General features: G+C 66.3%; 24 protein-coding genes. 19 read left to right on the top strand and 5 right to left on the bottom strand.

Annotation, left to right across the window (positions count from 1 at the left end):
• Positions 1–40: 40 nt before the first annotated feature.
• Entirely contained in the window at positions 41–520 is a 480-nt protein-coding gene (locus FEF27_RS07780) for an adenylyltransferase/cytidyltransferase family protein (protein WP_138170288.1), read from the bottom strand.
• A 165-nt stretch (positions 521–685) separates the two neighbouring features.
• Here FEF27_RS07780 and FEF27_RS07775 point away from each other — a divergent pair, with 165 nt between their 5' ends.
• Complete coding sequence (locus FEF27_RS07775) at positions 686–1,756, top strand: LCP family protein (RefSeq protein ID WP_166429954.1); 1,071 nt, start codon at positions 686–688, stop codon at positions 1,754–1,756.
• 40 nt (positions 1,757–1,796) lie between these two features.
• Positions 1,797–3,275 (top strand): variant leucine-rich repeat-containing protein, encoded by a 1,479-nt coding sequence (locus FEF27_RS07770; protein WP_138170286.1) that lies wholly within the window; start codon positions 1,797–1,799, stop codon positions 3,273–3,275.
• A 503-nt stretch (positions 3,276–3,778) separates the two neighbouring features.
• Here the strand turns inward: FEF27_RS07770 and FEF27_RS07765 are convergent.
• A complete protein-coding gene (locus tag FEF27_RS07765; protein WP_138170285.1) occupies positions 3,779–4,969 on the bottom strand; it encodes a CDP-glycerol glycerophosphotransferase family protein in 1,191 nt (396 codons plus the stop codon).
• A 96-nt stretch (positions 4,970–5,065) separates the two neighbouring features.
• Here FEF27_RS07765 and FEF27_RS07760 point away from each other — a divergent pair, with 96 nt between their 5' ends.
• Both FEF27_RS07760 and FEF27_RS07755 read left to right on the top strand, forming a co-directional pair.
• Positions 5,066–6,373, top strand: a complete 1,308-nt coding sequence (locus FEF27_RS07760) for a M16 family metallopeptidase (RefSeq protein ID WP_138170284.1) — start codon at positions 5,066–5,068, stop codon at positions 6,371–6,373.
• Positions 6,374–6,389: 16 nt separating this feature from the next.
• Entirely contained in the window at positions 6,390–6,899 is a 510-nt protein-coding gene (locus tag FEF27_RS07755; protein WP_138170283.1) for a MogA/MoaB family molybdenum cofactor biosynthesis protein, read from the top strand.
• Positions 6,900–7,277: 378 nt separating this feature from the next.
• On the opposite strand, the gene FEF27_RS07750 is transcribed toward FEF27_RS07755, so the two are convergent.
• Positions 7,278–7,727, bottom strand: coding sequence for a hypothetical protein (locus FEF27_RS07750; RefSeq protein ID WP_243729149.1), 450 nt, complete (start codon positions 7,725–7,727; stop codon positions 7,278–7,280).
• Positions 7,724–8,485 (bottom strand): 4-hydroxy-tetrahydrodipicolinate reductase, encoded by a 762-nt coding sequence (gene dapB / locus FEF27_RS07745; RefSeq protein ID WP_138170282.1) that lies wholly within the window; start codon positions 8,483–8,485, stop codon positions 7,724–7,726. Before dapB ends, FEF27_RS07750 begins: the two co-directional genes overlap by 4 nt.
• Before the next feature lie 141 nt (positions 8,486–8,626).
• Between dapB and FEF27_RS07740 the strand changes: the two genes are divergently transcribed.
• Genes FEF27_RS07740 through FEF27_RS07725 form a run of 4 tightly spaced genes read left to right on the top strand, consistent with a single transcriptional unit; the run spans position 8,627 to position 10,995 of the window.
• Positions 8,627–9,451 carry a DUF4397 domain-containing protein gene (locus tag FEF27_RS07740; RefSeq protein ID WP_138170281.1) on the top strand — a complete coding sequence of 275 codons (825 nt, stop codon included), beginning with the start codon at positions 8,627–8,629 and terminating at the stop codon, positions 9,449–9,451.
• A 2-nt stretch (positions 9,452–9,453) separates the two neighbouring features.
• Positions 9,454–9,894: a sortase family protein gene (locus FEF27_RS07735; protein ID WP_138170280.1), complete on the top strand. Its 441-nt coding sequence runs from the start codon at positions 9,454–9,456 to the stop codon at positions 9,892–9,894.
• Entirely contained in the window at positions 9,891–10,142 is a 252-nt protein-coding gene (locus FEF27_RS07730) for an RNA polymerase sigma factor (protein WP_243729148.1), read from the top strand. The genes FEF27_RS07735 and FEF27_RS07730 overlap by 4 nt, the downstream gene beginning before the upstream one ends.
• The gene (locus FEF27_RS07725) at positions 10,135–10,995 is read left to right on the top strand and encodes an anti-sigma factor (RefSeq protein ID WP_138170278.1); all 861 of its coding nucleotides are present in this window, start codon (positions 10,135–10,137) and stop codon (positions 10,993–10,995) included. Before FEF27_RS07730 ends, FEF27_RS07725 begins: the two co-directional genes overlap by 8 nt.
• On the opposite strand, the gene FEF27_RS07720 is transcribed toward FEF27_RS07725, so the two are convergent.
• Positions 10,996–12,225 carry a heparan-alpha-glucosaminide N-acetyltransferase domain-containing protein gene (locus tag FEF27_RS07720; RefSeq protein WP_138170277.1) on the bottom strand — a complete coding sequence of 410 codons (1,230 nt, stop codon included), beginning with the start codon at positions 12,223–12,225 and terminating at the stop codon, positions 10,996–10,998.
• Positions 12,226–12,243: 18 nt separating this feature from the next.
• Between FEF27_RS07720 and dapA the strand changes: the two genes are divergently transcribed.
• The 11 genes from dapA to FEF27_RS07665 all read left to right on the top strand — a co-directional run bounded on the left by dapA (position 12,244) and on the right by FEF27_RS07665 (position 24,196).
• On the top strand, positions 12,244–13,239 hold the full coding sequence (dapA, locus tag FEF27_RS07715) for a 4-hydroxy-tetrahydrodipicolinate synthase (protein ID WP_138170276.1): 996 nt from the start codon (positions 12,244–12,246) through the stop codon (positions 13,237–13,239).
• 69 nt (positions 13,240–13,308) lie between these two features.
• Positions 13,309–14,943: a ribonuclease J gene (locus FEF27_RS07710; protein ID WP_138170358.1), complete on the top strand. Its 1,635-nt coding sequence runs from the start codon at positions 13,309–13,311 to the stop codon at positions 14,941–14,943.
• 290 nt (positions 14,944–15,233) lie between these two features.
• On the top strand, positions 15,234–16,334 hold the full coding sequence (locus FEF27_RS07705; protein WP_138170275.1) for a hypothetical protein: 1,101 nt from the start codon (positions 15,234–15,236) through the stop codon (positions 16,332–16,334).
• A 233-nt stretch (positions 16,335–16,567) separates the two neighbouring features.
• Positions 16,568–19,552, top strand: a complete 2,985-nt coding sequence (locus FEF27_RS07700; protein ID WP_138170274.1) for an FtsK/SpoIIIE family DNA translocase — start codon at positions 16,568–16,570, stop codon at positions 19,550–19,552.
• 82 nt (positions 19,553–19,634) lie between these two features.
• Positions 19,635–20,255 (top strand): CDP-diacylglycerol--glycerol-3-phosphate 3-phosphatidyltransferase, encoded by a 621-nt coding sequence (pgsA, locus tag FEF27_RS07695; protein WP_138170273.1) that lies wholly within the window; start codon positions 19,635–19,637, stop codon positions 20,253–20,255.
• The gene (locus FEF27_RS07690; RefSeq protein ID WP_138170272.1) at positions 20,255–20,866 is read left to right on the top strand and encodes a CinA family protein; all 612 of its coding nucleotides are present in this window, start codon (positions 20,255–20,257) and stop codon (positions 20,864–20,866) included. Before pgsA ends, FEF27_RS07690 begins: the two co-directional genes overlap by 1 nt.
• A gap of 95 nt (positions 20,867–20,961) precedes the next feature.
• Complete coding sequence (locus FEF27_RS07685; protein ID WP_138170271.1) at positions 20,962–21,363, top strand: helix-turn-helix domain-containing protein; 402 nt, start codon at positions 20,962–20,964, stop codon at positions 21,361–21,363.
• A 75-nt stretch (positions 21,364–21,438) separates the two neighbouring features.
• A complete protein-coding gene (locus FEF27_RS07680) occupies positions 21,439–22,038 on the top strand; it encodes a MarR family winged helix-turn-helix transcriptional regulator (RefSeq protein ID WP_138170270.1) in 600 nt (199 codons plus the stop codon).
• A 6-nt stretch (positions 22,039–22,044) separates the two neighbouring features.
• Complete coding sequence (locus FEF27_RS07675) at positions 22,045–22,263, top strand: DUF3046 domain-containing protein (protein ID WP_138170269.1); 219 nt, start codon at positions 22,045–22,047, stop codon at positions 22,261–22,263.
• Positions 22,264–22,474: 211 nt separating this feature from the next.
• Positions 22,475–23,509, top strand: a complete 1,035-nt coding sequence (gene recA, locus FEF27_RS07670) for a recombinase RecA (protein ID WP_138170268.1) — start codon at positions 22,475–22,477, stop codon at positions 23,507–23,509.
• 6 nt (positions 23,510–23,515) lie between these two features.
• A complete protein-coding gene (locus FEF27_RS07665; RefSeq protein WP_138170267.1) occupies positions 23,516–24,196 on the top strand; it encodes a regulatory protein RecX in 681 nt (226 codons plus the stop codon).
• Positions 24,197–24,263: the final 67 nt, after the last annotated feature.

Here is a 24,263-nt window from a genome sequence, read left to right as displayed (position 1 = left end):
TACCCTATGCATTGTGGCTAGCGAGCGGCTACGTGTGTGCTTAGGCTGAGCGTTCCAAGATGTCGAACTGGGCAGCCATAACCCCGGGAAGACCGGAGAAGCGTCCTGGTGCGGCCGCGGCGTCGGCGAGCATATCGCGGCGGATCTTGCTGGTGGAGATCCCGGGGGTGCGGGGCAGGTACACCAGCTCGCAGTGCTCGCGCAGGTGTTCGAACCGGGGGGAGCCCTGCCAGTTAGCTCCCATCACCACGGTGTCCACGTGGTAGCGCTGAACGTCCCTGACCTTCTGCTCCCAGCTGGACTCTTCGATCACCAGATCCACATATCGGACCGCTTCGAGCATGTCGCAGCGGGTGCCGAATCGGTGATAGGGCCGGCGCGCCCGTTTCTGCTCCACGGCGAACTCATCCGTGCTGGCGCCCACAATCAGATAGTCGCCCAGCGCTTTGGCGCGCATCAGTAAGCGAATATGCCCCCAATGCAGCAGATCAAAAGTGCCATACGTCAGAACGCGCCGCATTGGTCCCCCTTCCAGCATGTCTTCACCACGTCTAGGCGGCATTCCTGGGCGGCCGCCTTAGTTTTTGCTCCGAAACTATTGGCGCATGTCAGCACCCAGATCGAAAAGAGCATGTTTCAATCGCGGGTAGAGGATGTCGCTGCACCATCACGTACCCTATACCCCGTGACGGAGGACCTCTTCAGCCGAGCCGGCGATACCGAACCAGACCAGCCCCGTTCCCGCGGCAGAAAGATCACCATTGCGGTCATCAGCGGCGCGTTGGTGCTTCTGCTGGGTGCCGCCGCTGCGGCCGCCGTGTATCTGAATTCGCTGCGCGGTGCCTATGAAAGCTCGGTGAACGTCATTGACCAAGAAGACACGTTCCCCGAGGAGAGTGACCGCCCGGAACGGCCCACCCGCGAAGAAAACGGTGAAGAGGTCGAAGATGAGCAGCTGAACATTCTGCTCATTGGCTCGGACTCCGGTGGGGGATCCGGTGCCGAGGAGGACGTGGCGTGGCTGCCCAATGCCAGCCGCGCTGACACCATTATGTGGTTGCACATTCCGCATGAGCGGGACTCCATCCAACTGATGTCGATCATGCGCGACACTTGGGTCCCCATTCCTGGGCACGAGGAAGCCAAGATCAACGCCTCCCTCTCCTTGGGTGAGGGGTCCTCTGTGGCGGTGAAGACGGTAGAGGACCTTGTGGGGGTGCCGGTGGACCACGTGGCTACGGTGGACATGATCGGGTTCCAGAACTTGGTGGCGGAGATGGACGGTGTCACCGTGGATGTCCCCACCTCCTTCACCTCCCGCGACGGATACGAGTTCGCCGCCGGGCCCCAGCACATGGACTCCGCTATGGCGATGAGCTTCGTGCGGGAGCGCAAGTCCTTCAGCGACGGCGACTACACCCGGGTGGCGAACCAGCAGGCATTCGTCAACGGCGTGCTCGATGAGGTGCTGACCGCCTCCACGCTGACCAACCCAGCTCGCATCCATGGGATGGTCTCGGACCTGGCCCCGCACATGGCCGTGGACTCCGACCTGGCCGATGCTGGCTACGCCACAGACATCGCCTGGTCGCTGCGCGATGTTCGCGGGAGTGACATTGACATGTTCACTCTCCCGAACCACGGGCTGGGCACCGTGGGCTCCGAATCCGTGGTCGTCGCCGACTTCGACGCCTTCGCCGAGGCAGGCGAAGCGATGCGCGCCGGGGAGTTCCGCGAATTCGCCGCAGAGAACTGAAGGTGCGCTGAGCTGGGGCTCAATCTATGCTGGGTTGACAATGACGGAGAACCACGACCTCGAGGCACTGGCCTCCAACCCGCACACCGACTGGGACGTCCTGCACTGGATCGCTGAGAACCACCCCCAGCTGCGTCCCACCGTGGCGGCGAATCCCGGGACGTATCAGGAGCTCGTTGACGCCTTGGCTGCCCTCGGGCATCCGGACATCGACGCCGCCATCGCCCAGCGCGAGGCCGCCGGGGGAGTCACCGGTCCCCCGGGGCCGCAGGTGGACTCAGCTGACACCCCGGAGGTTGACCTCGGGCCGTCAAGCCCGATGGAGGGATTGTGGGACACCACCGGGTACACCCTGGCTGCCCAGCAGGCCGTTGCCGCCGCCGACCCCGACCCCGAGCCCGAGCAGCAGCCAGCCCCCGCCGCCAAGCAGGAGTCAGCCCCGGAGCCACAACCAGAAACTGAGTACGCGCCAGAATCAGAGCTGGAGCCAGCACCCGCGCCGGTGCCGCAGTCTCCGCAACAACCTGAGCCCGCGTCGGACGCCGAGTCCGAGTGGCCGGATGACTACCAACCCGCCGTCGCATCTGCCGCAGGGCGCCCGTCCCGGCACACCACTGCCGCATCCCCCGCCACCCGCCCTCCGACATCCCGCGCTGCTCTCAGTCCCGTGGCCGTGGTGGCACTGGCGCTGCTGGGCCTCGGTGCGATTGTCGGAGTGTTGGTGCTGCTTTTCGGCGGCGGCGAGGATGAGGGCCTGATTGCCGAACCGCCGACCACAGCCACACCTGCCGGTGAGGACGACGACGCCGCCGACGACGACGCCACCACTGAAGACGAGGCCGACGAGGCTGCAGAGGAAGAAGCGGCCTCCGAGGAGGACGAGGCCGCTGAGGCGGAGCAGGAAGTCATCGCCGAAGCCCGCACCGCAGTAGCTGACCTGCCTCAGGAGTCCTCCTGTGAGGCGGACGCCGACGCCTCGGTGCTCGCCGAGTTCCTCGCTGTGGCAGACGAGAACTGGGAGGATGACGACCCAGAGATGCTGGAGTCCACCTTCGAATCCCTCCAATCAGCATGCTCCACCACCCACGCCGCCTCGGTATTCGAATCCGCACGCAGTGGCGCCCAGGCGCCGGAGGAGGGCTCCCTTCGAATTCTCAACACCGTGGGCACCGACTGGGCGGACCGCGAGGTCGGCCTCCGCGGCGCCGAACAGATGAGCGGATTCTCTGCCCAGGACGGCAATGTGGAGTGTGAGTTCGACGACGGCGTCACCTGCACCGTCTACCAGACGAGCCCCGCGCTGTGCGATGAAGGCACCACCTACACCATGACCGTCCAGGGGGTGGACGTCGACTGTGACGCCCAGCTGGACCGCGGCGGACGCGAGACCCTCAGCGTAGACAGCAGCGCCACCGATGGGTTCCTGGTGTGCACCGAGCTCAGCGACCGGGTCACCTGCTACAACAGCATCGACCCCTTCGGCTTTGAAATGTCCAACACCGGCAACTACGCGTACTGACGTCCTTCCCATGAGATGACCACCAGCCCATCCTTCATCACCGCCGCCGCAGCTGCGGAGGATGGGTGCAACGTGCCCACATGGCCCATAGCGTGAACCAACAGCGACAGTTGTCAGATTCGACGCTCTCAGGAAACGCTGGGCGGCTGAGAACGCACGGAATTGACATTCGCGGGCGTGGTAGCAGCTGGACCGCGGCGGACGCGAGACCCTCAGTGAGAGACAGGCCGCCCAGCCGGAGCACGTCACTCAGGCGACCTGGATACGTTCCCATCACGTACTCGATGGCCAGCCCTCCGCCTACGGCCTCGAGATACCTGCGCGACCCTTCGGGTTCACAGGGTGTTTGATGAGGTAATCCTGCCGCTCGGTGTCGAAGGCGAACAGGATCTGCGACTCGGTGTGTCCGGACATCCACTTTCCGCACATCACCGGTCTAGACCCTCCAAGGTCTGCCTGCCATTTGAGGCTGGGTGAGGGTCGGGTCCGCTACTCGGTTTGCTTCACCTGCCCAGCTCCAGGGCGTCCACAATCCGGTCGGCACAAGCAGGCGGAACCTCAGGCAGTGACCCGTCCTCCTGGGTGACAAAGGTCAGGTGCTGAGACCGGAACCTGCGGTAATCGGGTTCCTCGCTGGTCAGGGCGGTCCGCACAGCCTCAGCGGCGGAGCTGACCACCGGCCCCGGGACTTCCGTGTGGTAGTCCACCGCCAGGCCGCGCGCCTGGGTGTAGTCGGCAATGTCATAGGGCCAGAACACCAGGGGGATGTCCCGCAGCGTGGCTTCATAGGTCACGGCCGAATAGTCGGTGATGACGGCATCGGCCACCGTCAGCCAGTCCAGCACCCCGGTATCGGTGCCGATGATGGTTCGCCCCCCACTGGGAATCGGTGATTTATCGAACGGGTGGGGCAGCAGCACCAAGGAGTGGGCGGCGTCGTCGTGCTCGGAGAACGCCGCGGCGATCTCCGTATAAGGCACGTTTTTCCCGCGCCGGAACGTGGGAGTGTAGAGCACCACGCGGGCGCCGTTGGCCGCGCTCTCCCGCAGCTGGGGGTAGCGGCGGAAGATCCGCTCCCGGCGCTGGGTGATCGAAGTGTCATCCAGCAGGTAGTCCACTCGCGGCATCCCCAGCGGCTCGATCCGTTGTGCTGGGACGCCGAAGGCCTCAGTGTAGATCGTGGCCGGCACCTGCCCGGCTGCACAGACGAAGGTGTAATTCTGATGCATCCGCATGGTCGCCGCCACCCGGGGGTTGGGGCCCTCCCGCGTTCCAGAGGCCAGGTGCCCGAACTTCTTGATCGCGCCCAGTGCGTGCCAGATCTGGCCGATGCGCAGCCCCTTGCGGTGATTGAGAATGCTCACCGGGATGATATAGCCATCCACCAGGCAGCCCGCGCAGGTGGCCAGGTGGTACATCTCTCGGAACGCCTTGGGGATGTAGGCCGCGGAGAGCTTACGGTGGTTGATGACCACCACTCGATGATCCGGGTGTTTGCGGTGCAGCGAGGCCACTAACAGCCGGAAATCCACGGTGATCTGGCGCGGTTCCCTGGTGATCAGCACCACCTTGCGCTGGACCGGAAGCAGCTTCATCAGCGCGTAGATGCTCCGCGCACCGATGATCATGATGCCGAGGGGAGTGGTCAGGATGCGGTTCTCCAGGACCCAGTTCCTTCCATCACGGCGGCGCAAGTCATTACCACCGCCACCCTAACGCACACTTCGGACTTCCTGGTTGATCTGTCAATCGGACGCGCACGGCGCACGAATCCGGTAGCGTATTCGGCTATGCGCGTCACCATCGATCCCGACACTGAAGGTGTGCTCAATAGTGACACCGGGACCACTGTCCGGCGCAGTGTGCTGCCCTGCGGAGTCCGGGTGCTCACCGAGGAGATGCCCGGGGTGCGCTCCGCGACCATCGGGTACTGGATCGGGGTGGGGTCACGGCATGAGGCCGACCACCAGCACGGCGCGACCCATTTCCTGGAGCATCTGCTGTTTAAGGGCACTGCCAAGCGCTCCGCACTGGACATCGCCTCCGCTTTCGATGCCGTGGGCGGGGATTCCAATGCCGCCACGGGCAAGGAATCCACCTGTTACTACGCACGCGTGCTGGATGAGGACCTGCCGATGGCGGTGGAGGTGCTGACCGATATGGTGACCTCCGCGCTGATTGACCCGGCCGAGCTGGAGGTTGAGCGCGGGGTGATTCTCGAAGAGCTCGCCATGGATGAGGACGACCCGGCCGATGTGGTGCAGGAGCGTTTCGCCGAGCAGGTGCTCGACGGCCACCCCCTGGGCCGGCCCATCGGTGGTACCCGGGCTTCCATTGAGGCTGCTGAGCGTGATGACGTGGTGGATTACTACCACCATTGGTACCGCCCGGATGAGCTGGTCATCACCGCTGCGGGAGGCCTTGAGCACGACGCCGTCTGCCGCCTTGTCGCCCAGGCGCTGGAGAATTCCCGGTGGGATGTCTCCGTCCCGGGAACGCCTGCGCCGCTGCGCACCGCCCGGCAGGATCTGATTCCGGTCCGGGCCGGGACTGAGCGGTTCGTCAAACCGGTGGAACAGGCTCAGGTCATCCTCGGTGGGCGCGGGGGATCAGCCTCCGATCCGGACAGGTTCGCGCTGAGTCTGCTGCACGCGGTCCTCGGCGGCGGAATGTCTTCCCGGCTGTTCCAAGAAGTGCGGGAGAAGCGCGGCCTGGCCTACGCTACGTACTCGTTCTCTGCGGCCTACACCGATGCCGGCTACTACGGTCTCTACGCCGGGTGCCTACCTGGAAAAGTGGACCAAGTGGTGAGCGTGCTGGAGGATCAGCTGCAGCGGATAGCCACTGATCCGGTCAGCGCTGAGGAGCTGGGCCGGGCCAAAGGCCAGTTGCGCGGCTCCACCGTGCTGGGCATGGAGGAGACCTCCTCACGGATGAACCGGTTGGGCCGAGCTGAACTGGTACGTGGTGAATTCGTGGACATCTCCGAAACTCTGGACGAGGTCGATGCTGTGACCGCCGCCGATGTTCAGCGGGTGGCTCAGCAGCTCGCGGAAAGCCCTCGTGCCACGACCATCGTGGCCCCAGGCTCTGTCTGAGGCGTAGGGTGGAGCTATGACTGATTACGATGCGAATGCTCGGGTGATTGCTCCGGTGATCGTGTCCACGCGCGCGGCCACGGGAGAGCGCGAGGACCATTCCACTGCGGTGATCGCGGAGTTCACTGAGCAGATCGGGTTCGTGTGCCGTCCGCCGGTGATCATTCCTGATGGCGAGGGCGTGCTGGCGGCACTGTCGGAGTTGGTGGTGCAGGTTGAGCCTGCGGTGATCATCACCTCCGGAGGGACCGGCTTGACTCCTGATGACCTGACCCCGGAGTTCACCAAGCCCATGCTGGACAAGGAGATCCCCGGGGTGATGGAGGCCATCCGGTCCCACGGGCGGACCAAGAATGCCTTGGCGGCGCTTAGCCGGGGCGTGGCCGGGGTCAAGGACGCCACGGTCATCATCAACCTGCCGGGTTCCCCGCGGGCCGTGCGTGACGGGATGGAGGTACTGGTGGAGCTGCTGCCGCATCTGTGCGACCAGGTCGCCGACATCCGCGACTCGCACCAATGGGACTAATCCGCTCTGACTGTCACATTCAGTAGGGCGTCTGGACATTCGATGAATGACCGTCCCATCCGGTGTGGCGACCGGGTCAATGCTGCCCGGGGCTTCCGCTGGCGCTGAATGTCGCGCACTTCATGCTCTGCGGGGCGCACGACCCGTCACGGGCAATGTCATAGTCGTAGGCCTGCCGGTCTTCACATCTCTGCTGTTTCAGCTATCGTCGGCGGTGCTTTACGCATGATCTGGCTTACAACTCCGAAGCGCGCCAGCCGGCTCTTCTCGCCGCAGTAGTCCTGGCCGCCGAGCCTGAGGCGAAATCAACAGCAGGTGCCGAAGAAGAGGGCTCCTCCAGCAGCTGAACCGACTCGTCCCTCATAAATGGGCGAAAGCTCAGCGAGGTGGGGCGCCACGCTGCATATCGATGGCCCGCTTCATCGTCTGCCGGGCGCGTGACCGGTCACCGGCGATGTCATATGCATAGGCCAACCGATACCAGACCCGCCAATCCGCCGGATCGGCTTCAGCCTCCGCCTTGTACCGGGCGAATTGTTCATCAGCCTGCGCGCGGTTAGGCCGCCCAGCAGGGGAACGGTCCACCGTGTCCTCCGGCAGGGCACCCTCGGCATCCAAAATCCGGCCCAGCTGCTCCGTGCGAAACCCAAATCTGATCGCGTGCCACAGAAACCACACGCCCACGCCCACGAGCACCAAGGTGCCTGCCCCGAGCAGACGTGCCACGGCGTCGTCGACCCGCAGAAAGCGAATGGCGGAGGTGACCGCACCGGTCATGATGATCGCCACCAGCACGATCATCACCCAAGTCCATGCCTTGTTCTTCACAGGCCCAAGTCCAGGTAGCCGTCCAAGCCATGGGTCAGACCCGGGCGGTCCGCGACCGTGCGCAGTCCCAGCAGCACCCCCGGCATGAAGCTGGCCCGATCGAAGGAATCATGCCGGAGGGTCAGCTGCTCACCAGCTGACCCCAGCAGCACCTCCTGATGAGCGACCAGGCCGCGCAGCCGCACTGAATGCACCCGGATACCGCCCACGTCAGCGCCGCGGGCGCCGTCCAATTCCTGCTCGGTGGCATCGGGGGAGGGCCCCACCCCGGCTGACTGCCGCGCCTGAGCCATCAGTTCCGCGGTGCGCACCGCAGTCCCGGAGGGAGCATCCACCTTATTCGGATGGTGCAGCTCCACAATCTCCGCCGACTCAAAGTACTGCGCGGCCTTCGCCGCAAAGGCTGAGGCCAGCACAGACCCAAGCGCGAAGTTCGGGGCAATGAGCACTCCCACCTGGGGATGTTCCTCCAGAAGCTGGCGCAGGGCGTCCAGCCGCTGCGCGTCCCAGCCGGTGGTGCCGACCACTGCATGGAGTCCATTCGCCACTGCGGCATGCACATTCTCCACTGTGGCATCAGGAACCGTCAGGTCAACCACGTGCGTGGCCCCGGCATCCACCGCCTGCTGCACCGAATCCCCGCGCCCCAGCGCCGCGGTCAGCTCCATATCCGGTGCGGCCTCCACTGCCCGCACCGCTTCTGATCCCATCCGGCCCCCGGCGCCCAGCACCGCGACTCTCAACGTCTCCGCACTCATGACCACCAGCCTACTTTCCGCAAAGAAAAAATTTTTCTGAACCTCTGCAACCTTTCACCACCCGCGCCGGTAGTCCTGGTGTGAGCACAAGAAGTGTCATCACACACCACCGCCCCCGGGCACTATTGAGAGGACACCACCATGCGTAAGTCACTTTCCCTCGCCGCCACCGCAGGTCTCGGACTGGTCATCGCCGGCTCCGCCGCACCAGCGTTCGCTGACAATCACGACGAGGGCACAGCTCAGCTGTCTGTGCTGCACGCGGTCCCAGACCTCACGGTCGATGTGTACGTCGACGGCGATCTCACCCTGGACGACTTCGCCCCGGGTGACCTGGCCGGACCTCTGGAACTGCCAGCCGGGGAGTACGAGGTGGCCATCACCGCCGCCGACGCCGAAGACGACTCCGACCCGGTCTTGGGCCCGGTGAACGTCTCGTTGGATGAGGGTGGCAACTACACCGCCGCCGCGCACCTCGATGCCTCCGGAGATCCCACGGTCACCCCGTTCGCCAACGACACCTCCGACCTCGACGCCGGTGACGGCCGGCTGACCGTCCGCCACATCGCCGCCGCCCCTGAGGTGGACATCTGGGCCAACGGCGACGTCGCTGTGGAATCCCTGGCCAATCCGGACGAGGCGTCCCTTGAGGTGCCTGCCAGCACCGTGGAGGCTGCAGTCTCCCTTGCAGGGGAGAGCGACCCCGTCCTCGGCCCAGCTGATGTAGACGTGGCAGAGGGTGCGACCACCATCGTCTACGCGTGGGGCTCCGCCGAGGACGGCAACCTGGCACTGGCAACACAGGTCATTGACGGCATGCACTCCGCGCCCGAAGGAGTACCAGCTGGCAACTATCAGGTGACCCAGCAGAGCTCAACCGCTGCCTGGGCCGCAGGACTGGGACTGCTGGCGCTGCTGGGCGTCGGCGCCGCAGCCTTCGGCATCCGCGCCAAGAGCAACGCCTGAGTATGATGATGCACCGCTGGAACACGCAGCACCGATTGCCCCGAACCGCTGCGCTGCTGGTGGTGGCCGCACTGACTCTGTCAGGGTGCACATCCGCTGCCCAGGGCACGGAGGCCGAATCTGCTGAACCAGCGGTCCCAGACGCCCGGGAGGCTGAGGTGACCCCCGCGCCCCAGCCTCCCGGGCCTTCCCCCACCCCCGGCACGGCGTCGATCTCCGGCGCCGTGCCGGTCCAATCCGCCGAACTAGGCCAGGCCGAGCGAGCCCCCGCACCCACCCGAGTCACCTACCCCGGAATCGACGCTGACATCCGCGTGCACGCCCATGGCGTCTCCGCAGACGGACAGATGGAAATCCCCGACGACGCCGCCGTAGCCGCCTGGTACCAGTACGGTTCAGCACCAGCTGATGAGACCGGCGGCAGCGGATCAGTGCCGACGTGACTGCGAACCCCCCGGCCCGCGAGGACACACCGGAATCGACTGACGCCGTGGTGGACCGGGTGGTGGTCCAGCAGACCCTTGACCAGCTGGGCCCGCCCCAGGATGAGATTCTCAGGATGGCATACACCGAGGACCTGCCGCTGAAAACCATCGCCGAGCGGCTCGACATGCCGCTGGGTACCGTTAAATCCCACATCCACCGTGGCCTAGCCCGAATGAGGAAGAGTCTGGAGGTGCACAATGACTGAAAAGTTCCCCACCGGCGCCGGCCGGGCAGCCACCGCGCACCTGACCGACGAAACACTGGCGGACTTGGCCCACGCCTCCCACACCGGCACGCTCCCGGCCGGGCAGACCAGCCACGCCGAGCACCTGATCCTGTGCGCCCAGTGCCGTGAGGCCCTCGATCTCACCATCCGGGTGCTGCAGTCCCTGGAAGAACCAGTGGAGCTTCACACGCCGCCTGCCCACCTGTGGGACCGCATCTCCGCCGACCTGGACAGCGCGGCTCCCACAACCGAGGGGCCCACCGCACCCGCCGCCGATCCCGCACCCGCCGCCGATCCCGCTTCCACCGGGGGCGCGGACGCCACCGACGGCGCTCCCACCGTCCACTTCCTGCGTCCCCGACGCTCGTTCAGCTGGTGGGTGCCGCTGGCGGCTGCGGCCTCCGGACTGGTCATCGGAGGGGCGGCAGTGGCCGGTGTGCTCCTGGGTCAGGATGAGGCCGACGATCCGCCACCGGTGGCTTCCCCCACCATCATCGGTGAGGCCACTCTGGAGCCGGTGGCTGCCGAGGAGTTCACCGGCGAGGCAGCCATGGTGCAGACCGACCAGGGAACCATGGAGATCACCGTGGAGATCACCAGCGCGCCCGAGGCCGCGGAGGGCTACTTTGAGCTCTGGCTCCGTGATGAGGACGCCAGCCGTCTCCACTCCCTGGGAATGGTGCGCCCCGGCACCACCACAGTGGAAGTGCCGGTCGGCATCGACCTCTCCGAGTACCCGGTGGTCGATGTTTCCCACGAGCACTTTGACGGGGACCCCGGCCACGGGGGCGTCACGCTTGCTGCCGGTGCCATGGAACAAGCACAGGAGTAACTACCGTCTGTGCGGTCCCGCCACGGCGATGCCCGCACCATGGGTCATCGCCTCCAGCGGACCACGACGCCGCAGCAGCACCTTCAGCATCCCGGCCGCCAGGGCTGCCACCACCAGCCACAGCAGCAGCGTGGTCTCCTCCACTCCGGCAAGTGGTGCGCCGTCCATCCGCCAGAACGGGCCCAGCACCATCAGGTGCCCCACATAGAGGGTCAGCGGCATCGCGCCGGCACCGACCAGCGGCGCCAGCGGCCACTTCAGGATCCGCACCAGCAGCAGCATCAACCCCAGCACACCCACTGCGCAGCTGATGGTGTGCAGTAGATCCAGGTGGCTGCCCTGGTGCGGCATCGGGATCAGGAACCATAAGGGATCCGTGACCAGCGGCAAGAAGTGATCCCCGGTCTCCAATGAGCCCTGCAGGGCGTCGTCGCTCCCGGCGTAGGGCCGCATCCGCTCCAGCACTCCGGAGCGCGCCTCCACCATCCAGCCCACCCCGTAGGTCACCACAGCCCCGGTGATGCCACCCAAGAACAGCCGCACCTGTACTGCGCCCCGGCCCAGCCGCAGCCGGCCCAGCGCCATCCCGGTGAACAGGTACGCCGGCCACAAGAGCAGCGGGTAGTACCCGGTGACGAAGAGGTCCAGTGCCAGCAGCCCCGGTTGGGCAAGATCAAAGATCATGGGGGAGTGCCACAGCCGTGCGGCAGGCTCCGAGGGGTCCGGGCGCAGCAGGTTCTGCAGCCACCAGTACAGCACCGGCGCCGTCGCCACCCAGCCGGCCGCCAGCAGCGCCAGGGCTCGTGGGCCCAGCCGCAGGAAGGGCAGTGCGAGTATGAACAGCACACCGTAATGCACCAGGATCACCGCTACGCCGGCGTCCAGCATGGCGACGAAGAGCCCCACGCCAATGATCACCGCCGCGCGGACCGCAATGACCTTCCGGAACCAGGTGACCTGCACATTCGAATGCTCAGGTGCTGCACCGGCCTTGCCCGCGCCCCCGGTCAGCAGCGCTAGCCCCACTCCGGCCAGCACCGCGAAAAGTGCTGCCGACCTGCCGGAGAACAGCATCCCGGACCAGGTGGCCTCCGCGGTCGCGGGATCGGTGGTGGGCACCACGTGGACGGTCATCATGCCCAGCAGGGCCAGGCCGCGGGCGGCATCGACCCCCCAGAGGCGCGACCCGCGCGCTGAGCTGGGGCGGGATCCAGGTGCAGATGAGCTCACACAGGTAGGCTAATGCCTATGACTTCCGAGTTCCCCGCTGAGCGAGGGCCGCAGGAGCCCACCACCGCGACCGGTCACGAGTTCGATCCCTATCTGGCCAAGGGTGAGGTCCAGCACCCCGACCAGACCGATCCGCACTTCGGCCACCTCATCACCGCCATGGTCACCCCGTTCACCAAAGATGACCGGGTGGACTTCAAGGCCTTCGAGGCGCTCGCGGTCAAGCTGGTCGACGAGGGCAACGACTCCCTCGTCGTCTCCGGGACCACAGGGGAGACCTCCACCCTGGAGGATTATGAGAAGGCTGATCTTGTGCGCGCGGCGAAGTCCGCAGTGGGGGACCGCGCCAAGATCATCGCCGGGACCTCCACCAACCACACCTCGCACGACCTGGAGATGGCGGCCAAGGCCGAACGAGCCGGTGCTGACGGCCAGCTGGTGGTCACCCCGTACTACAACAAGCCCTCCCAGGACGGCGTGCTGGCGCACTACCGCGCCGTTGCCGATGCTGCCGACCTGCCGCTGATGATCTATGACATCCCCGGGCGCACCGGCATCCCGATCGCCACCGAAACGCTCCTCCGCTTGGCCGAGCACCCGCGGATCATGAGCCTCAAAGACGCCAAGAATGACATCACCGCCACCACAGAGGTGCTCACCAAGACCGGCCTTGAGGTGTATTCCGGCGATGACCAGAACGTGCTGGCCTGGATGGCGATGGGTGCTGCCGGCGTCGTATCGGTGACCTCCCATGTGGCAGCGCCCAGCTTCCGCCGGATGGTGGACGCGGTGCTGAACTATGACCTGAAGGAAGCCCGCATCGCCCACTCGGAGCTGGGCCCGGTGATCCGCGCCCTGATGACCCGTGTGCAGGGCGCAGTGTCCTCCAAGCTGGTGCTGAACTGGCTGGGCTTCCCCATCAACACAGACGTTCGCCTGCCCCTGGTGCAGGCTAATAAGGTCGAGCAGGAGCTCGTCCTTGCCGACCTGCGAGAAGCTGGTTGGACCCTCTGAGAAAAGGAGCCCCACTCCACTGTGACACCTGAAAAAATCCGCATCCCCCCGAAGCTCAAGCCAGGCACCATGCGGATTGTCCCGCTGGGCGGGCTCGGCGAAATCGGGCGGAACATGACCGTGTTCGAGCTCAACGGCAAACTGCTGATCGTCGACTGCGGCGTGCTCTTCCCCGAGGAGGAGCAGCCCGGGGTGGACCTGATCCTGCCGGACTTCAGCTATATCGAGGACCGGCTCGACGACGTGGTGGGGCTGGTGCTCACCCACGGCCACGAAGACCACATCGGCGCAGTGCCGTACCTGCTGCGGCGCAAGGCCGACATCCCGCTGATCGGGTCCAAACTGACCCTGGCGCTGATTGAGGCCAAGCTGCAGGAACACCGGATCACCCCGTACACGCTCACTGTGCGGGAAGGTGGGGTGGAGCGGCTCGGCCCATTCGAATGCGAGTTCATCGCCGTGAACCACTCCATTCCGGACGCCCTGGCAGTCTTCATCCGCTCCGAGGCTGGGACGGTCCTGCACACCGGCGACTTCAAGATGGACCAGCTGCCGCTGGATGGGCGCATCACCGACCTCCGGCACTTCGCCCGGGTCGGCGAGGAAGGGGTGGACCTCTACCTGGCCGACTCCACCAACGCCCACATCCCCGGGTTCACCACCCCGGAGAAGGAGATCGGGCCGGTGATCGACCAGGTCATCTCCCAGGCTCAGCGCCGAGTGATCGTGGCCAGCTTCTCCAGCCACATCCACCGGGTGCAGCAGGTGCTCGACGCCGCCGCCGCCCATGACCGGAAGGTCGCATTCGTGGGCCGGTCCATGGTGCGCAATATGTCCATCGCCAAGCAGCTGGGCTACCTGGAGATCCCGGAGAACATCCTGATCGACCTGAAGAAGGTCGACCAGTACCCGGACCACAAGGTGGTGCTGATGTCCACCGGGTCGCAGGGCGAGCCGATGGCCGCACTCTCCCGCATGGCCAACGGCGACCACCAAGTCCAGGTGGGCGAGGGCGACACGGTGATCCTGGCGTCGTCGTTGATTCCCGGCAACGAAACCGGGGTCTACCGCGTGATCAACGGACTGATGAGCCTGGGTGCAGATGTGGTGCACAAGGACAATGCCAAGGTCCACGTCTCCGGCCACGCCAGCGCCGGTGAGCTGCTCTACACCTACAACATCCTCAAGCCCGGCAACGCCATGCCCGTCCACGGCGAGCACCGGCACCTGATCGCCAACGGCAAGCTCGCCGAACTCTCCGGGGTGCCCAAGGAGAACGTGCTGCTGTGCGAGGACGGCTCCGTGGTGGACCTGCGCGGGGGCACCGCCCGCACCGTGGGCCAGATTGAGGCCGGGTACGTCTACGTGGACGGCTCCAGCGTGGGGGAGATCACTGACTCCGAGCTCAAAGACCGCCGAACCCTGGGGGAGGAGGGCTTCATCTCCGTGATCACGGTGGTGAACCGGCAGACCGGCAAGATCATCTCCGGGCCGGACATCCACGCCCGCGGGGTGGCCGAAGAGGATGATGTGTTCAAGAAGATCAAGCCGAAGATCGCCGAAGCGCTCACCGAGGCGATCGAGGGCAACAAGGAGCACACCACCCATCAGCTGCAGCAGATTGTCCGGCGCACCATCGGCTCCTGGGTGAACCGGAAGCTGCGCCGGAAGCCGATGATCGTCCCCGTGGTGGTCGAGACCTAGCAGCTGGCGCGGCGGCACTGCCTCCGGCTCCTGCCGCTCCGCCGGCTCTATCCGCCTGGCCGCCCCCACCGCACCGTAGCCCTCACGCGCCCCGCAGGCCGGCCTCCGCGCCGCTGGTTCTGGCGTGTTCGGGCTGCACACCGCGCGAATTCGCTGATACCGCGGCACATTTGATGCGGCGAAGGCGAAATTCTGCGGCGTTGGGGGCAGGGCGAGCCGGCCGGCCGGCGTTTTCCACAGATTCGCAGTCCCCGGTACCGGGGCCGGGGCCCACCCGCAAGACTGGAGTCATGGCCAGCAGTGCAGGCAGGACCCCGATTGAACTCGTCGCCGGCGCCTACCGGGACGGAGAGCACACCAGTACGCTCCTGGCTCGCGGAGTCAGAGCCGGGCGTCTGTTCAGAGTACGCAGCGGCGTCTATGTCGCAGCCGCGGATTGGATGGACTCCCCGCCCTGGCGGCGGTACGAGGCTGCGGTGGCTGCCACAGCCATGTCCCGGGACCCGGTCTTCTGCAGGGAGACTGCCTTGCTGCTGCACGGCGTTCCCCTGCTGCGCACTCCGGAGTCCGTCTGGGCCCGCACCATCAGGCAGGGCGGCACCGGCCGGGTCGCTGCGCCGGCACTGTCCGGCCCGCTCAGCACTGAGGGGTTCCGGAGGGCGTACCGCCAGCGTCATCCAGGTCGGACGGACATACCGGCGACCCTGCTGCGCAATATCCCGACACGCCTGGTGTACCCGCCGCTGCCCACGGGGATGCGTCGGGGGGCACTATTGGAGAGTCTGCGCAGCGGTTCCTCCCCGCTACATGAGACGACGACGCTGCGGCCCCATGCTGGTATTCGGGGGCCACGCCACTACCGAGTCGAGCCGCTGGAGCTCGCCCTGATAGACACCGCCAGCCGAATGCCGTTCGATGAGGCGGTCGTGGCCCTCGACTGGGCGCAGGCACAGCCGCATCTCGATCTCCAGCCATGGCTGCACTATCTGAGCACGGTCAGGATGCGCACCCGGTGGCAACAGGCCTGGGCCTTTGCGGATCCGGCCAGCGAATCACCCGGCGAATCGTATTCGCGCGTCCTCATCCACCAGCTGGGATTCGGTGCGCCGTCCCTGCAAATGCGGGTCTCCACCGACCGCGGAGTGTACCGAGTGGACTTCTGCTGGGAGGAGGAGCGGGTGATCGGCGAGTTCGATGGCAGGACCAAGTACATGTCCAGGGAGTTCCGCAATGGAAAGGACCCCGCGGAGGTGGTCTTCGAGGAAAAACAGCGCGAAGATGCGCTGCGGCGTGCGAGCTGGACGGTAGTGCGGTGGACCTGGGAGGACTTCAAACAACCCGAGCGGCTCGGCCGCTTCCTCGCCAATGCCGGAGTGAGCCGCCGGCGGTGACGCCCACCCGCTGCTTGCGATACCGCAGCTGACCGCCCATCACTGACCACCCGCCCTGTCCTGCCCGTCCTCGTCTGTCCTTTGCAGGGAAACGCCGCGGCGTTTGGGCGCTAGCGCGTGGCGTATTCCGCGGTGAACGCGAAATCGCGCGGCGTTGGCCCACAATGGCCCGTTACCCGTTCAGCCGCGCGTAAATGCGGCCCTTCCGCCGCGCCGCGGGCTATGTTGGACCAATGGCGACACGTACTTCCCCCTCGCGGTCGTCCGGCAAGAAGAAACCCGCTTCCTCCGGATCTCGCGCGCAGACGTCGAAGCAAACCCCTCCCCAGCAGGAGCGCGGCAGTCTGCTGGCGATCGCGGCCCGCGGCCTGTGGATGGCCCTGGCCACCCCGGTCGGCGCCGCAACGCGCAGCATCGGCACCCAGGTGAAGGTCCACCCCGACGACCGCCGCGACGGCGCCGGCATGGTGTTCTTCCTGCTGGCCGCGCTGACCGCAGTGGTGGACTGGTGGGGTGCGCACAACTGGGACCACTGGCTGTCCGATGTGGTCCACCGGGTCACCGCCGGAACTTTCGGCTGGGCCTCGGTGATCCTGCCGCTGGCGCTGTTCATCACCGCCATCCGCTACTTCCGCTCACCCCAGCAGCACGAGGCCAACGGACGCGTCGCCATCGGACTGGCCATCATCCTGGCCGCCTCCTCCGGACTGGCCCACCTCACCGCCGGCATCCCCACCATCAACCAGATCTTCTCCCAGTCTCCGGACGGCGGGTTCGAGCAGATGATCGACTCCGGCGGGGTCCTGGGCTACCTCGTGGTCGTGCCCATGGCCTCCCTGGTCACCCAGTACCCGGTCTGGGCGCTGCTCTCCGTACTGCTGGTGGTCGGCCTGCTGGTGCTCACCGACACCCCGGTCCGGCGGATCCCGGCCCGGATCGCCGTCGCCCGCGACTACATCATCGGCGAGCCCGCACCCCGGGCCGCAGGTCCGGAAGCTCCGTCCGGCGGAGCCGCCCAGCAGCAGCACGCCGAGTACTTCCACGAGTCTGAGGCCAAGCCTCCCCGCCCGAAGAGCGCAAAGCCCGGCCGCGGCAAGAAGAACAGCAAGACCTCAGGACGGCCCGGCTTCTTCGCCAAGCTCACCGGTCAGGATGCCGCCTCCGCGGACGACGACGCCGCCGACCCGGCAGACACCGCAGCCACCGAGGCGGTCGACGCCGCCCACGGCGCCTACGACTCCTCGGTCCACGTGGAGCCCACCGATGAGGCAGCCCAGCTCAAACCCGGGCAGAAGCGTCCCACCAAACAGCAGCAGCAGATCGAAGCGACAAAACGCGCCGCCGGTTTCCCCGGCTCCGAGGCCCCTGCCAAGCCCACGGCGTCGACCCCCAAGGCCACCTCTGTGCCGGAGGCGCCGGCGCCGGCCACTGACCTGCCGGTGCGCAGCGAACAGCTGGAGCTCTCCGGGGACGTCACCTACACCCTCCCGGAGCAGTCGCTGCTGCCGGCCGGGCCGCCGCCGAAGCACAATACGGACGCCAACGCGGAGATCGTCGCCGCCCTGGACGCCACCTTCCAGCAGTTCAAGGTCGACGCCGAGGTCACCGGCTTCTCCCGCGGCCCCACCGTCACCCGCTACGAGATTGAGCTCTCCCCGGGCACCAAGGTGGAGAAGGTCACCACCCTGGAGAAGAACATCGCCTACGCGGTGGCCTCCAACGAGGTGCGCATCCTCTCACCCATCCCGGGCAAGTCGGCCATCGGCATCGAGATCCCCAACCGGGACAAAGAGGCCGTGGCGCTGGGCGATGTGCTGCGCTCCAACGCCGCCCGCAAACTCGAACACCCCATGGTCATGGGTGTCGGCAAGGACGTCGAGGGCGGCTTCGTGGTCGCCAACCTCGCCAAGATGCCCCACCTGCTGGTCGCCGGCGCCACCGGAGCGGGTAAGTCTGCCTTCATCAACTCCATGATCACCTCCGTGCTGATGCGCTCCACCCCGGATGAGGTGCGCATGGTCATGGTGGACCCCAAACGGGTGGAGCTCACCGCGTTCGAGGGCATCCCCCACCTGGTCACCCCCATCATCACCGACCCCAAGAAGGCCGCCGAGGCCCTGGAGTGGGTGTGCAAGGAGATGGACAACCGCTACGACGATCTCGCCCACTTCGGCTACAAGAAGATCGACGAGTTCAACGCCGCGGTCCGCGCCGGAAAGATTGTGCTGCCGCCGGACTCCAAGCGGGTGCTGCGGCCCTACCCTTACCTGCTGGTGATCGTCGACGAGCTGGCCGACCTGATGATGGTCGCCCCGCGGGACGTGGAAGATTCCATCGTCCGGATCACGCAGCTGGCCCGCGCCGCCGGCATTCACCTGGTGCTGGCCACCCAGCGGCCTTCGGTCAACGTGGTCACCGGCCTGATCAAAGCCAATGTGCCCTCCCGGATGGCGTTTGCCACCAGCTCCGCCACCGACTCCCGGGTGGTGCTGGACTCCGTCGGCGCGGAGAAGCTGCTGGGCCAGGGTGACGCCCTCTTCCTCCCCATGGGCCAGTCCAAGCCCATGCGTGTGCAGGGCGCCTGGGTCAACGAGTCCGAGGTCGAGGCCGTGGTGGCGCATGTGAAGTCACAGCTGAAGGCCCAGTACCGTGAAGACGCCGTCAAGGCCATGGAGCCGAAGAAGCGCCAGATCGACGAGGATATCGGCGAGGACCTCGAGCTGCTGCTGGCGGCCACCGAGCTGGTGGTCACCACCCAGTTCGGCTCCACCTCCATGTTGCAGCGTAAGCTGAAGATGGGCTTCGCCAAGGCGGGCCGCATCATGGACCTCATGGAGTCCCGCGGCGTCGTCGGCCCCTCGGAGGGCTCCAAGGCCCGCGATGTGCTGGTCACCCCCGAGGAGCTCGGAGAGGTCCTGGCCGCCATCAACGGTGAATCCGCCGACGACGACGCCCCCCAGCCCTTCGACGGAGCCGCCGAGGTGGAACCGGCAGCCTCGGTGCCCACCACCACTGCCACCGAAGCCGTGCCGGCCCGCACGCCCCAGCCAGAACCGGAACCAGCAGCTGAGGAGAACGCGGAGGAGGACTGGGGATCGGACCTGATCGCCCGGGACATGGCAGAGCGCACCCGGGATCTCAGCGAGGCGACGGACTACTACGACGACGCCGACCAGCCCACCGGCTCCGAGGACGCCTGGGCGCTGACCGGACGGTGACCGGACGAAGATCGGTGGCACTGACCGGCGACCTGAGCTGGGCCGGTCGTAGAAGCCGGCCGTCAGTAGTACTCTGACTGGGATGAACGCCAACGCTGCGGCTCCGCTGCTGAACATCGCCAACGTGCTCACGATGGTGCGCATCCTGCTGGTGCCGGTGCTCATCGTGCTGCTGGTGATCGACGCCGAGCCTTCGGGCGCCGGGGCCCTGCAGCCGCTGGAATCCGGCGAGGGGATCTTCCGCTGGATGGCTGCCGGCGTGTTCGCCCTGGCCATGGCCACCGACGCCGTGGACGGCGACCTGGCCCGGAAACGCAACCTCATCACCGACTTCGGCAAGATCGCCGACCCCATTGCCGACAAGCTGCTCATCGGCGCCGCCCTGGTGATGCTCTCCCTCCTCGGTGAGCTGCCCTGGTGGGTGACCGTGCTTATCCTGGTCCGCGAGCTGGGCATCACCGTGCTGCGGCTGGTGATGCTGCGCACCCAGGTGATGCCGGCCTCCCGCGGCGGGAAGCTGAAGACCCTGCTGCAGACTGCCGGCCTGCAGCTGATGCTGCTGCCGCTGGCGGTGATCGCCGGCTGGCTGGCCGAGGTCTCCTTCTGGATCATGATGGCCGCGCTGGTGGTCACTGTGGTCACCGGCATCGACTACGTCATCCAGGCGCTGCGCATCCGCCGTGCCGCGAAAGGCAACTCCTGATGGTGGAAGGAGACGCCGAGCAGGTCGCCCGCAGCGCCGAACGCTCCACCGACCCCGAGGAGCTCGTCCAGCGGCTGGGCCACCGGGGGCTGACCATTGCCACAGCCGAGTCACTCACCGCCGGGGCCCTGGCCTCCCGGATCGCTGACGTTCCGGGCGCCTCCGTCGCCATGCTCGGGGGAGTGGTGGCCTACTCCAACGGGGTGAAGGAGAACGTCCTGAGCGTGGACGCAGACCTGTTGGAGACTCACGGAGCCGTCGACGGCGAGGTCGCCGCCCAGATGGCCCGGGGCGGCGCGCAGGCCTGTGCCGCAGAGATCGGGGTCTCCACCACCGGCGTCGCCGGACCCGAACCCCACCAGGGAAAATCCGTGGGCACCGTCTACCTGGGGTTCTATGTGGCCCCCGGCGTCGTCGAGCGTCTGGGCCTGTCCTGCCCTGCACAGAGCTCTGCGGCCGAGTCCGTGACCGAGCAGGGTGCACTAGCCGGGTACCGGCTGCTGGACCTGGACGGGGATCGGGAGGCAATCCGCTGGGCCAGCGTGGAGGGCGCCCTGCAACTGGTCAATGATCTGTTGCACACCGAGCCCGCCGGCCTGCCCGAGGCATAAGCTCCCTCTCAGGATCCAGGGTTACGGTGGGGGAACAAACCTACGGTGATTAGAGTTGGATCTAGACGAGAGAAGTACACGCGAGGGAGATTCTCATGATGAGGCAGCCAGTCACCGTCAACGGTGTCACCCGGTGGAAGGACACCGACGCCGCGGGCGCATCTGATGCGGCCCGCGAGGCCAAAGGTGTTGTCCTGCGTCAGGAAATCGGTGACGTGCTGCGCAGCATCCGCCAGTCCGAGGGCCGCACGTTGCGTGATGTGTCCCATGACGCCCGGGTCAGCCTGGGCTACCTCTCTGAAGTTGAACGCGGACAGAAGGAGGCCTCCTCCGAGCTGCTGGCCAGCATCTGCACCGCGCTCAATGTGCCGCTGGCAGCCATGCTGTTCCAAGTCGCCGAACGCATCGCCGCCGCTGAAGGCTCCCAGGTGCCGGACACAGTGCCCACCGAGCTGCAGCGCGAATTCGACACCGGAGAGCTGGAGCTGCTGCACTGAGCCGCACGCTCACCCGCGGCTGTGCCCGCCGGCACCCAGCCGGTTCCCACAGCCGCACCCGTTAGACTGGACTCCATGGTTTCTGAGGATCGCCGCGTGCACGTCAGGGAACTGCAGCAGGAGCTCCACCGGCTCTTTCTGCGCCGGCGGCACAATGCGATCCAGCTGGCCCAGTCCATCGACCCCGAGATCGAACCGGCCGCCTACTCCATCCTCTTCACCCTCCAGCGCGAGGGCGCACAGCGCATGACCGACATCTCCAAACACCTGGGGATCGGCAAACCGACTCTGTCGAGGCAGCTCACCACCCTTGCAGAACGCGGCTTCATCACCAAGAAGGCCGATCCGGCCGATGGTCGCGCCATGGTGATCTCACTGACCGAACAGGGCCGCTGTCGGCTCGACACCGCCCAGCAGGAACGCTCCGAACGCTATCTGCATATGCTCCAGCCATGGTCGGAGGAGGACATCATGATGCTCTCCGGCCTGCTGGCCAAGATGAACCAGACCTACGCAGAGTACGACGACGCCGGCTTCTGTGCCGCTGCCGCTGGCACAGGCGCTGCTGACAGCTCGTCAGCCCAGAGCCCGGGCGCGCAGAGCCGGCCCGCACAGAGCCCATCAGCCCAGAGCCCATCAGCCCAGAGCCCGACCGTCCAGCCCAAAGTGGCCTGATCCCCAATGCGGCACTCCAAGTTCTGGACCCTGATGGAGGAGGAGTTCGGCAAGCACTACGCGCATGTGCTGGCTGATCAGCTGGTCATCACGCCCTTCCAGCTCACCGCACGCGAGGCACTGGGGGCGGGGATCTCCACCCGGGAAGTCTGGGAAGCCCTATGTCATCAGCAGGACGTGCCCCAGGAGCGTCGGCTGGGGCGGGACATCCCGCCGAAGCCCTAGGACCGTGCAGGTGCAGCAGCGCAAGCGGCGCACTCCCCGGCGTGTTGATCGAATATGTGTTCGATCATTGCGTAGAGTTCTCCTCAGAAGTGTTCTGGGCAGCACCGCCGCGCCGGGCTCCGCACAGATCACCCGACCGACCGAGCGCATGTCGGAGGCTGGCCCTAGTCTCGACTGTGACAATGAACAACAACTCTCCGCGAGGTGAATCATGGCTTCCAGCCCGGATCGTCAGAAGGCCCTGGAAACGGCACTGGCTCAGATCGACAAGCAGTACGGCAAGGGGTCGGTGATGCGTCTGGGCGATGAGACCCGCACACCCATTGAGACCATCCCCACCTCCTCCATCGCCATGGACGCTGCGCTGGGCATCGGAGGGTTCCCGCGCGGCCGCGTGGTGGAGATCTACGGTCCGGAGTCCTCCGGCAAAACCACCGTGGCGCTGCACGCTGTGGCCAACGCGCAGAAGGCCGGCGGCATTGCCGCGTTCATCGACGCCGAGCACGCACTGGATCCCACCTACGCTGAGCGGTTGGGCGTGAACACTGACGAGCTGCTGGTCTCCCAGCCGGACACCGGGGAACAGGCCCTGGAGATCATGGACATGCTGATCTCCTCCGGTTCCTTGGACATTGTGGTCATCGACTCCGTGGCCGCTCTGGTGCCCCGGGCTGAGATCGAAGGTGAGATGGGGGACTCCCATGTGGGTCTGCAGGCGCGGCTGATGTCCCAAGCACTGCGGAAGATCACCGGACGGCTCGCTCAGACCAAGACCACCGCCATCTTCATCAACCAGCTGCGTGAGAAGGTCGGTGTCTTCTTCGGCTCACCGGAGACCACCTCCGGCGGCAAGGCGCTGAAGTTCTACGCCTCGGTCCGGGTGGATGTCCGCCGCATTGAGACGCTCAAGGAGGGCGTCAATGCCGTGGGCAACCGCACTCGCGCCAAGATCGTGAAGAACAAGATGGCACCGCCGTTCAAGCAGGCAGAGTTCGACATTCTCTACGGAGAGGGAATCTCCCGCGAAGGCGGGCTGATCGATGTCGGGGTGGAGAACGGACTGGTGAAGAAGTCCGGGTCCTGGTTCACCTATGACGGTGACCAGCTGGGCCAGGGCAAGGAGAAGGCTCGGGCCTTCCTCAAGGACAACCCGGACCTGGCGGATGAGATTGAGCTGCGCATTAAGCAGAAACTCGGTATGGCCACCCCTGCGGAGGAGGACGGCCCGGAGCTTAAGGCGCTCTGATTCCTCATGGCTGACCCCAAAGTTCAGGCACTGCGGGAGACGCTGGAGCGGTACGAATCCGGCCAGCTGCGTTCCGACCTGTTCGGGGAGGGCGCCGCAGCACAGGACCCTGCAGCACAGGACCCTGCAGTACCGAGTCCCACAGCGCCGGGCCCCGCAACACCAAATTCCACAGCGCCGAGCGCAGCTGGAGATGAGTACTCGAAGGCCCGCGCGGTGGTGCTGCGCAAACTCACCGGCTCACCCAAATCCCGCCACCAACTGGCGCAAGCGCTCCGGGACAAAGAGTTCAGCCCCGAGGTGATCTCCTCCGTACTGGACCGGATGGAGGAAGTCCTGCTCATCGATGATGCTGCATTCGCCCGCAGCTGGGTCACCACGCGGCACCAGATGAAGGGACTCGGATCCGCGGCGCTGCGCAGAGAGCTGCACGAGAAAGGCATCGCCCCAGAGACCATCGAGGCAGCTCTGGGGCAGCTCTCCGCCGAGGATGAGGACGCCGCAGCACGTGAGCTGGTGGCCAATAAGCTGCGGGGGGTCACCCTGCCAGTCGGCAACGGACCGGAGGATCGGAAAGAGCGGGAAAAGATCACCCGCCGCATGGTGAATATGCTCGCTCGCCGCGGGCACAGCCCCGGAGCGGCGTTCCAGCTGGTCCGTGAGGCGCTGGAAGCGCGCAGTGGCTGACGCGGGCAGACCGCAGACCCGACTGCCGGCGCTGACCGGTAGAATTGGGCGCTGATGCCCAACGCAA

Origin of the sequence: Nesterenkonia sphaerica, assembly GCF_005771565.1 — a bacterium.
GTDB classification, from domain to species: domain Bacteria; phylum Actinomycetota; class Actinomycetes; order Actinomycetales; family Micrococcaceae; genus Nesterenkonia; species Nesterenkonia sphaerica.
This window is presented reverse-complemented; position numbering and strand designations above follow the sequence as displayed.

Bases quoted from the DNA above. Each gene is read 5' to 3' on its own strand.
- FEF27_RS07690 (WP_138170272.1), top strand. From the start codon at position 20,255: ATGGTGGAAGGAGACGCCGAGCAGGTCGCCCGCAGCGCCGAACGCTCC.
- FEF27_RS07710 (WP_138170358.1), top strand. From the start codon at position 13,309: ATGCGGATTGTCCCGCTGGGCGGGCTCGGCGAAATCGGGCGGAACATG.
- FEF27_RS07770 (WP_138170286.1), top strand. From the start codon at position 1,797: ATGACGGAGAACCACGACCTCGAGGCACTGGCCTCCAACCCGCACACC.
- FEF27_RS07780 (WP_138170288.1), bottom strand. From the start codon at position 520: ATGCGGCGCGTTCTGACGTATGGCACTTTTGATCTGCTGCATTGGGGG.
- FEF27_RS07675 (WP_138170269.1), top strand. From the start codon at position 22,045: ATGCGGCACTCCAAGTTCTGGACCCTGATGGAGGAGGAGTTCGGCAAG.
- FEF27_RS07725 (WP_138170278.1), top strand. From the start codon at position 10,135: ATGACTGAAAAGTTCCCCACCGGCGCCGGCCGGGCAGCCACCGCGCAC.
- FEF27_RS07685 (WP_138170271.1), top strand. From the start codon at position 20,962: ATGATGAGGCAGCCAGTCACCGTCAACGGTGTCACCCGGTGGAAGGAC.
- recA (WP_138170268.1), top strand. From the start codon at position 22,475: ATGGCTTCCAGCCCGGATCGTCAGAAGGCCCTGGAAACGGCACTGGCT.
- FEF27_RS07755 (WP_138170283.1), top strand. From the start codon at position 6,390: ATGACTGATTACGATGCGAATGCTCGGGTGATTGCTCCGGTGATCGTG.
- FEF27_RS07705 (WP_138170275.1), top strand. From the start codon at position 15,234: ATGGCCAGCAGTGCAGGCAGGACCCCGATTGAACTCGTCGCCGGCGCC.
- FEF27_RS07760 (WP_138170284.1), top strand. From the start codon at position 5,066: ATGCGCGTCACCATCGATCCCGACACTGAAGGTGTGCTCAATAGTGAC.
- FEF27_RS07740 (WP_138170281.1), top strand. From the start codon at position 8,627: ATGCGTAAGTCACTTTCCCTCGCCGCCACCGCAGGTCTCGGACTGGTC.
- FEF27_RS07700 (WP_138170274.1), top strand. From the start codon at position 16,568: ATGGCGACACGTACTTCCCCCTCGCGGTCGTCCGGCAAGAAGAAACCC.
- dapB (WP_138170282.1), bottom strand. From the start codon at position 8,485: ATGAGTGCGGAGACGTTGAGAGTCGCGGTGCTGGGCGCCGGGGGCCGG.
- pgsA (WP_138170273.1), top strand. From the start codon at position 19,635: ATGAACGCCAACGCTGCGGCTCCGCTGCTGAACATCGCCAACGTGCTC.
- dapA (WP_138170276.1), top strand. From the start codon at position 12,244: ATGACTTCCGAGTTCCCCGCTGAGCGAGGGCCGCAGGAGCCCACCACC.
- FEF27_RS07735 (WP_138170280.1), top strand. From the start codon at position 9,454: ATGATGATGCACCGCTGGAACACGCAGCACCGATTGCCCCGAACCGCT.
- FEF27_RS07680 (WP_138170270.1), top strand. From the start codon at position 21,439: ATGGTTTCTGAGGATCGCCGCGTGCACGTCAGGGAACTGCAGCAGGAG.
- FEF27_RS07665 (WP_138170267.1), top strand. From the start codon at position 23,516: ATGGCTGACCCCAAAGTTCAGGCACTGCGGGAGACGCTGGAGCGGTAC.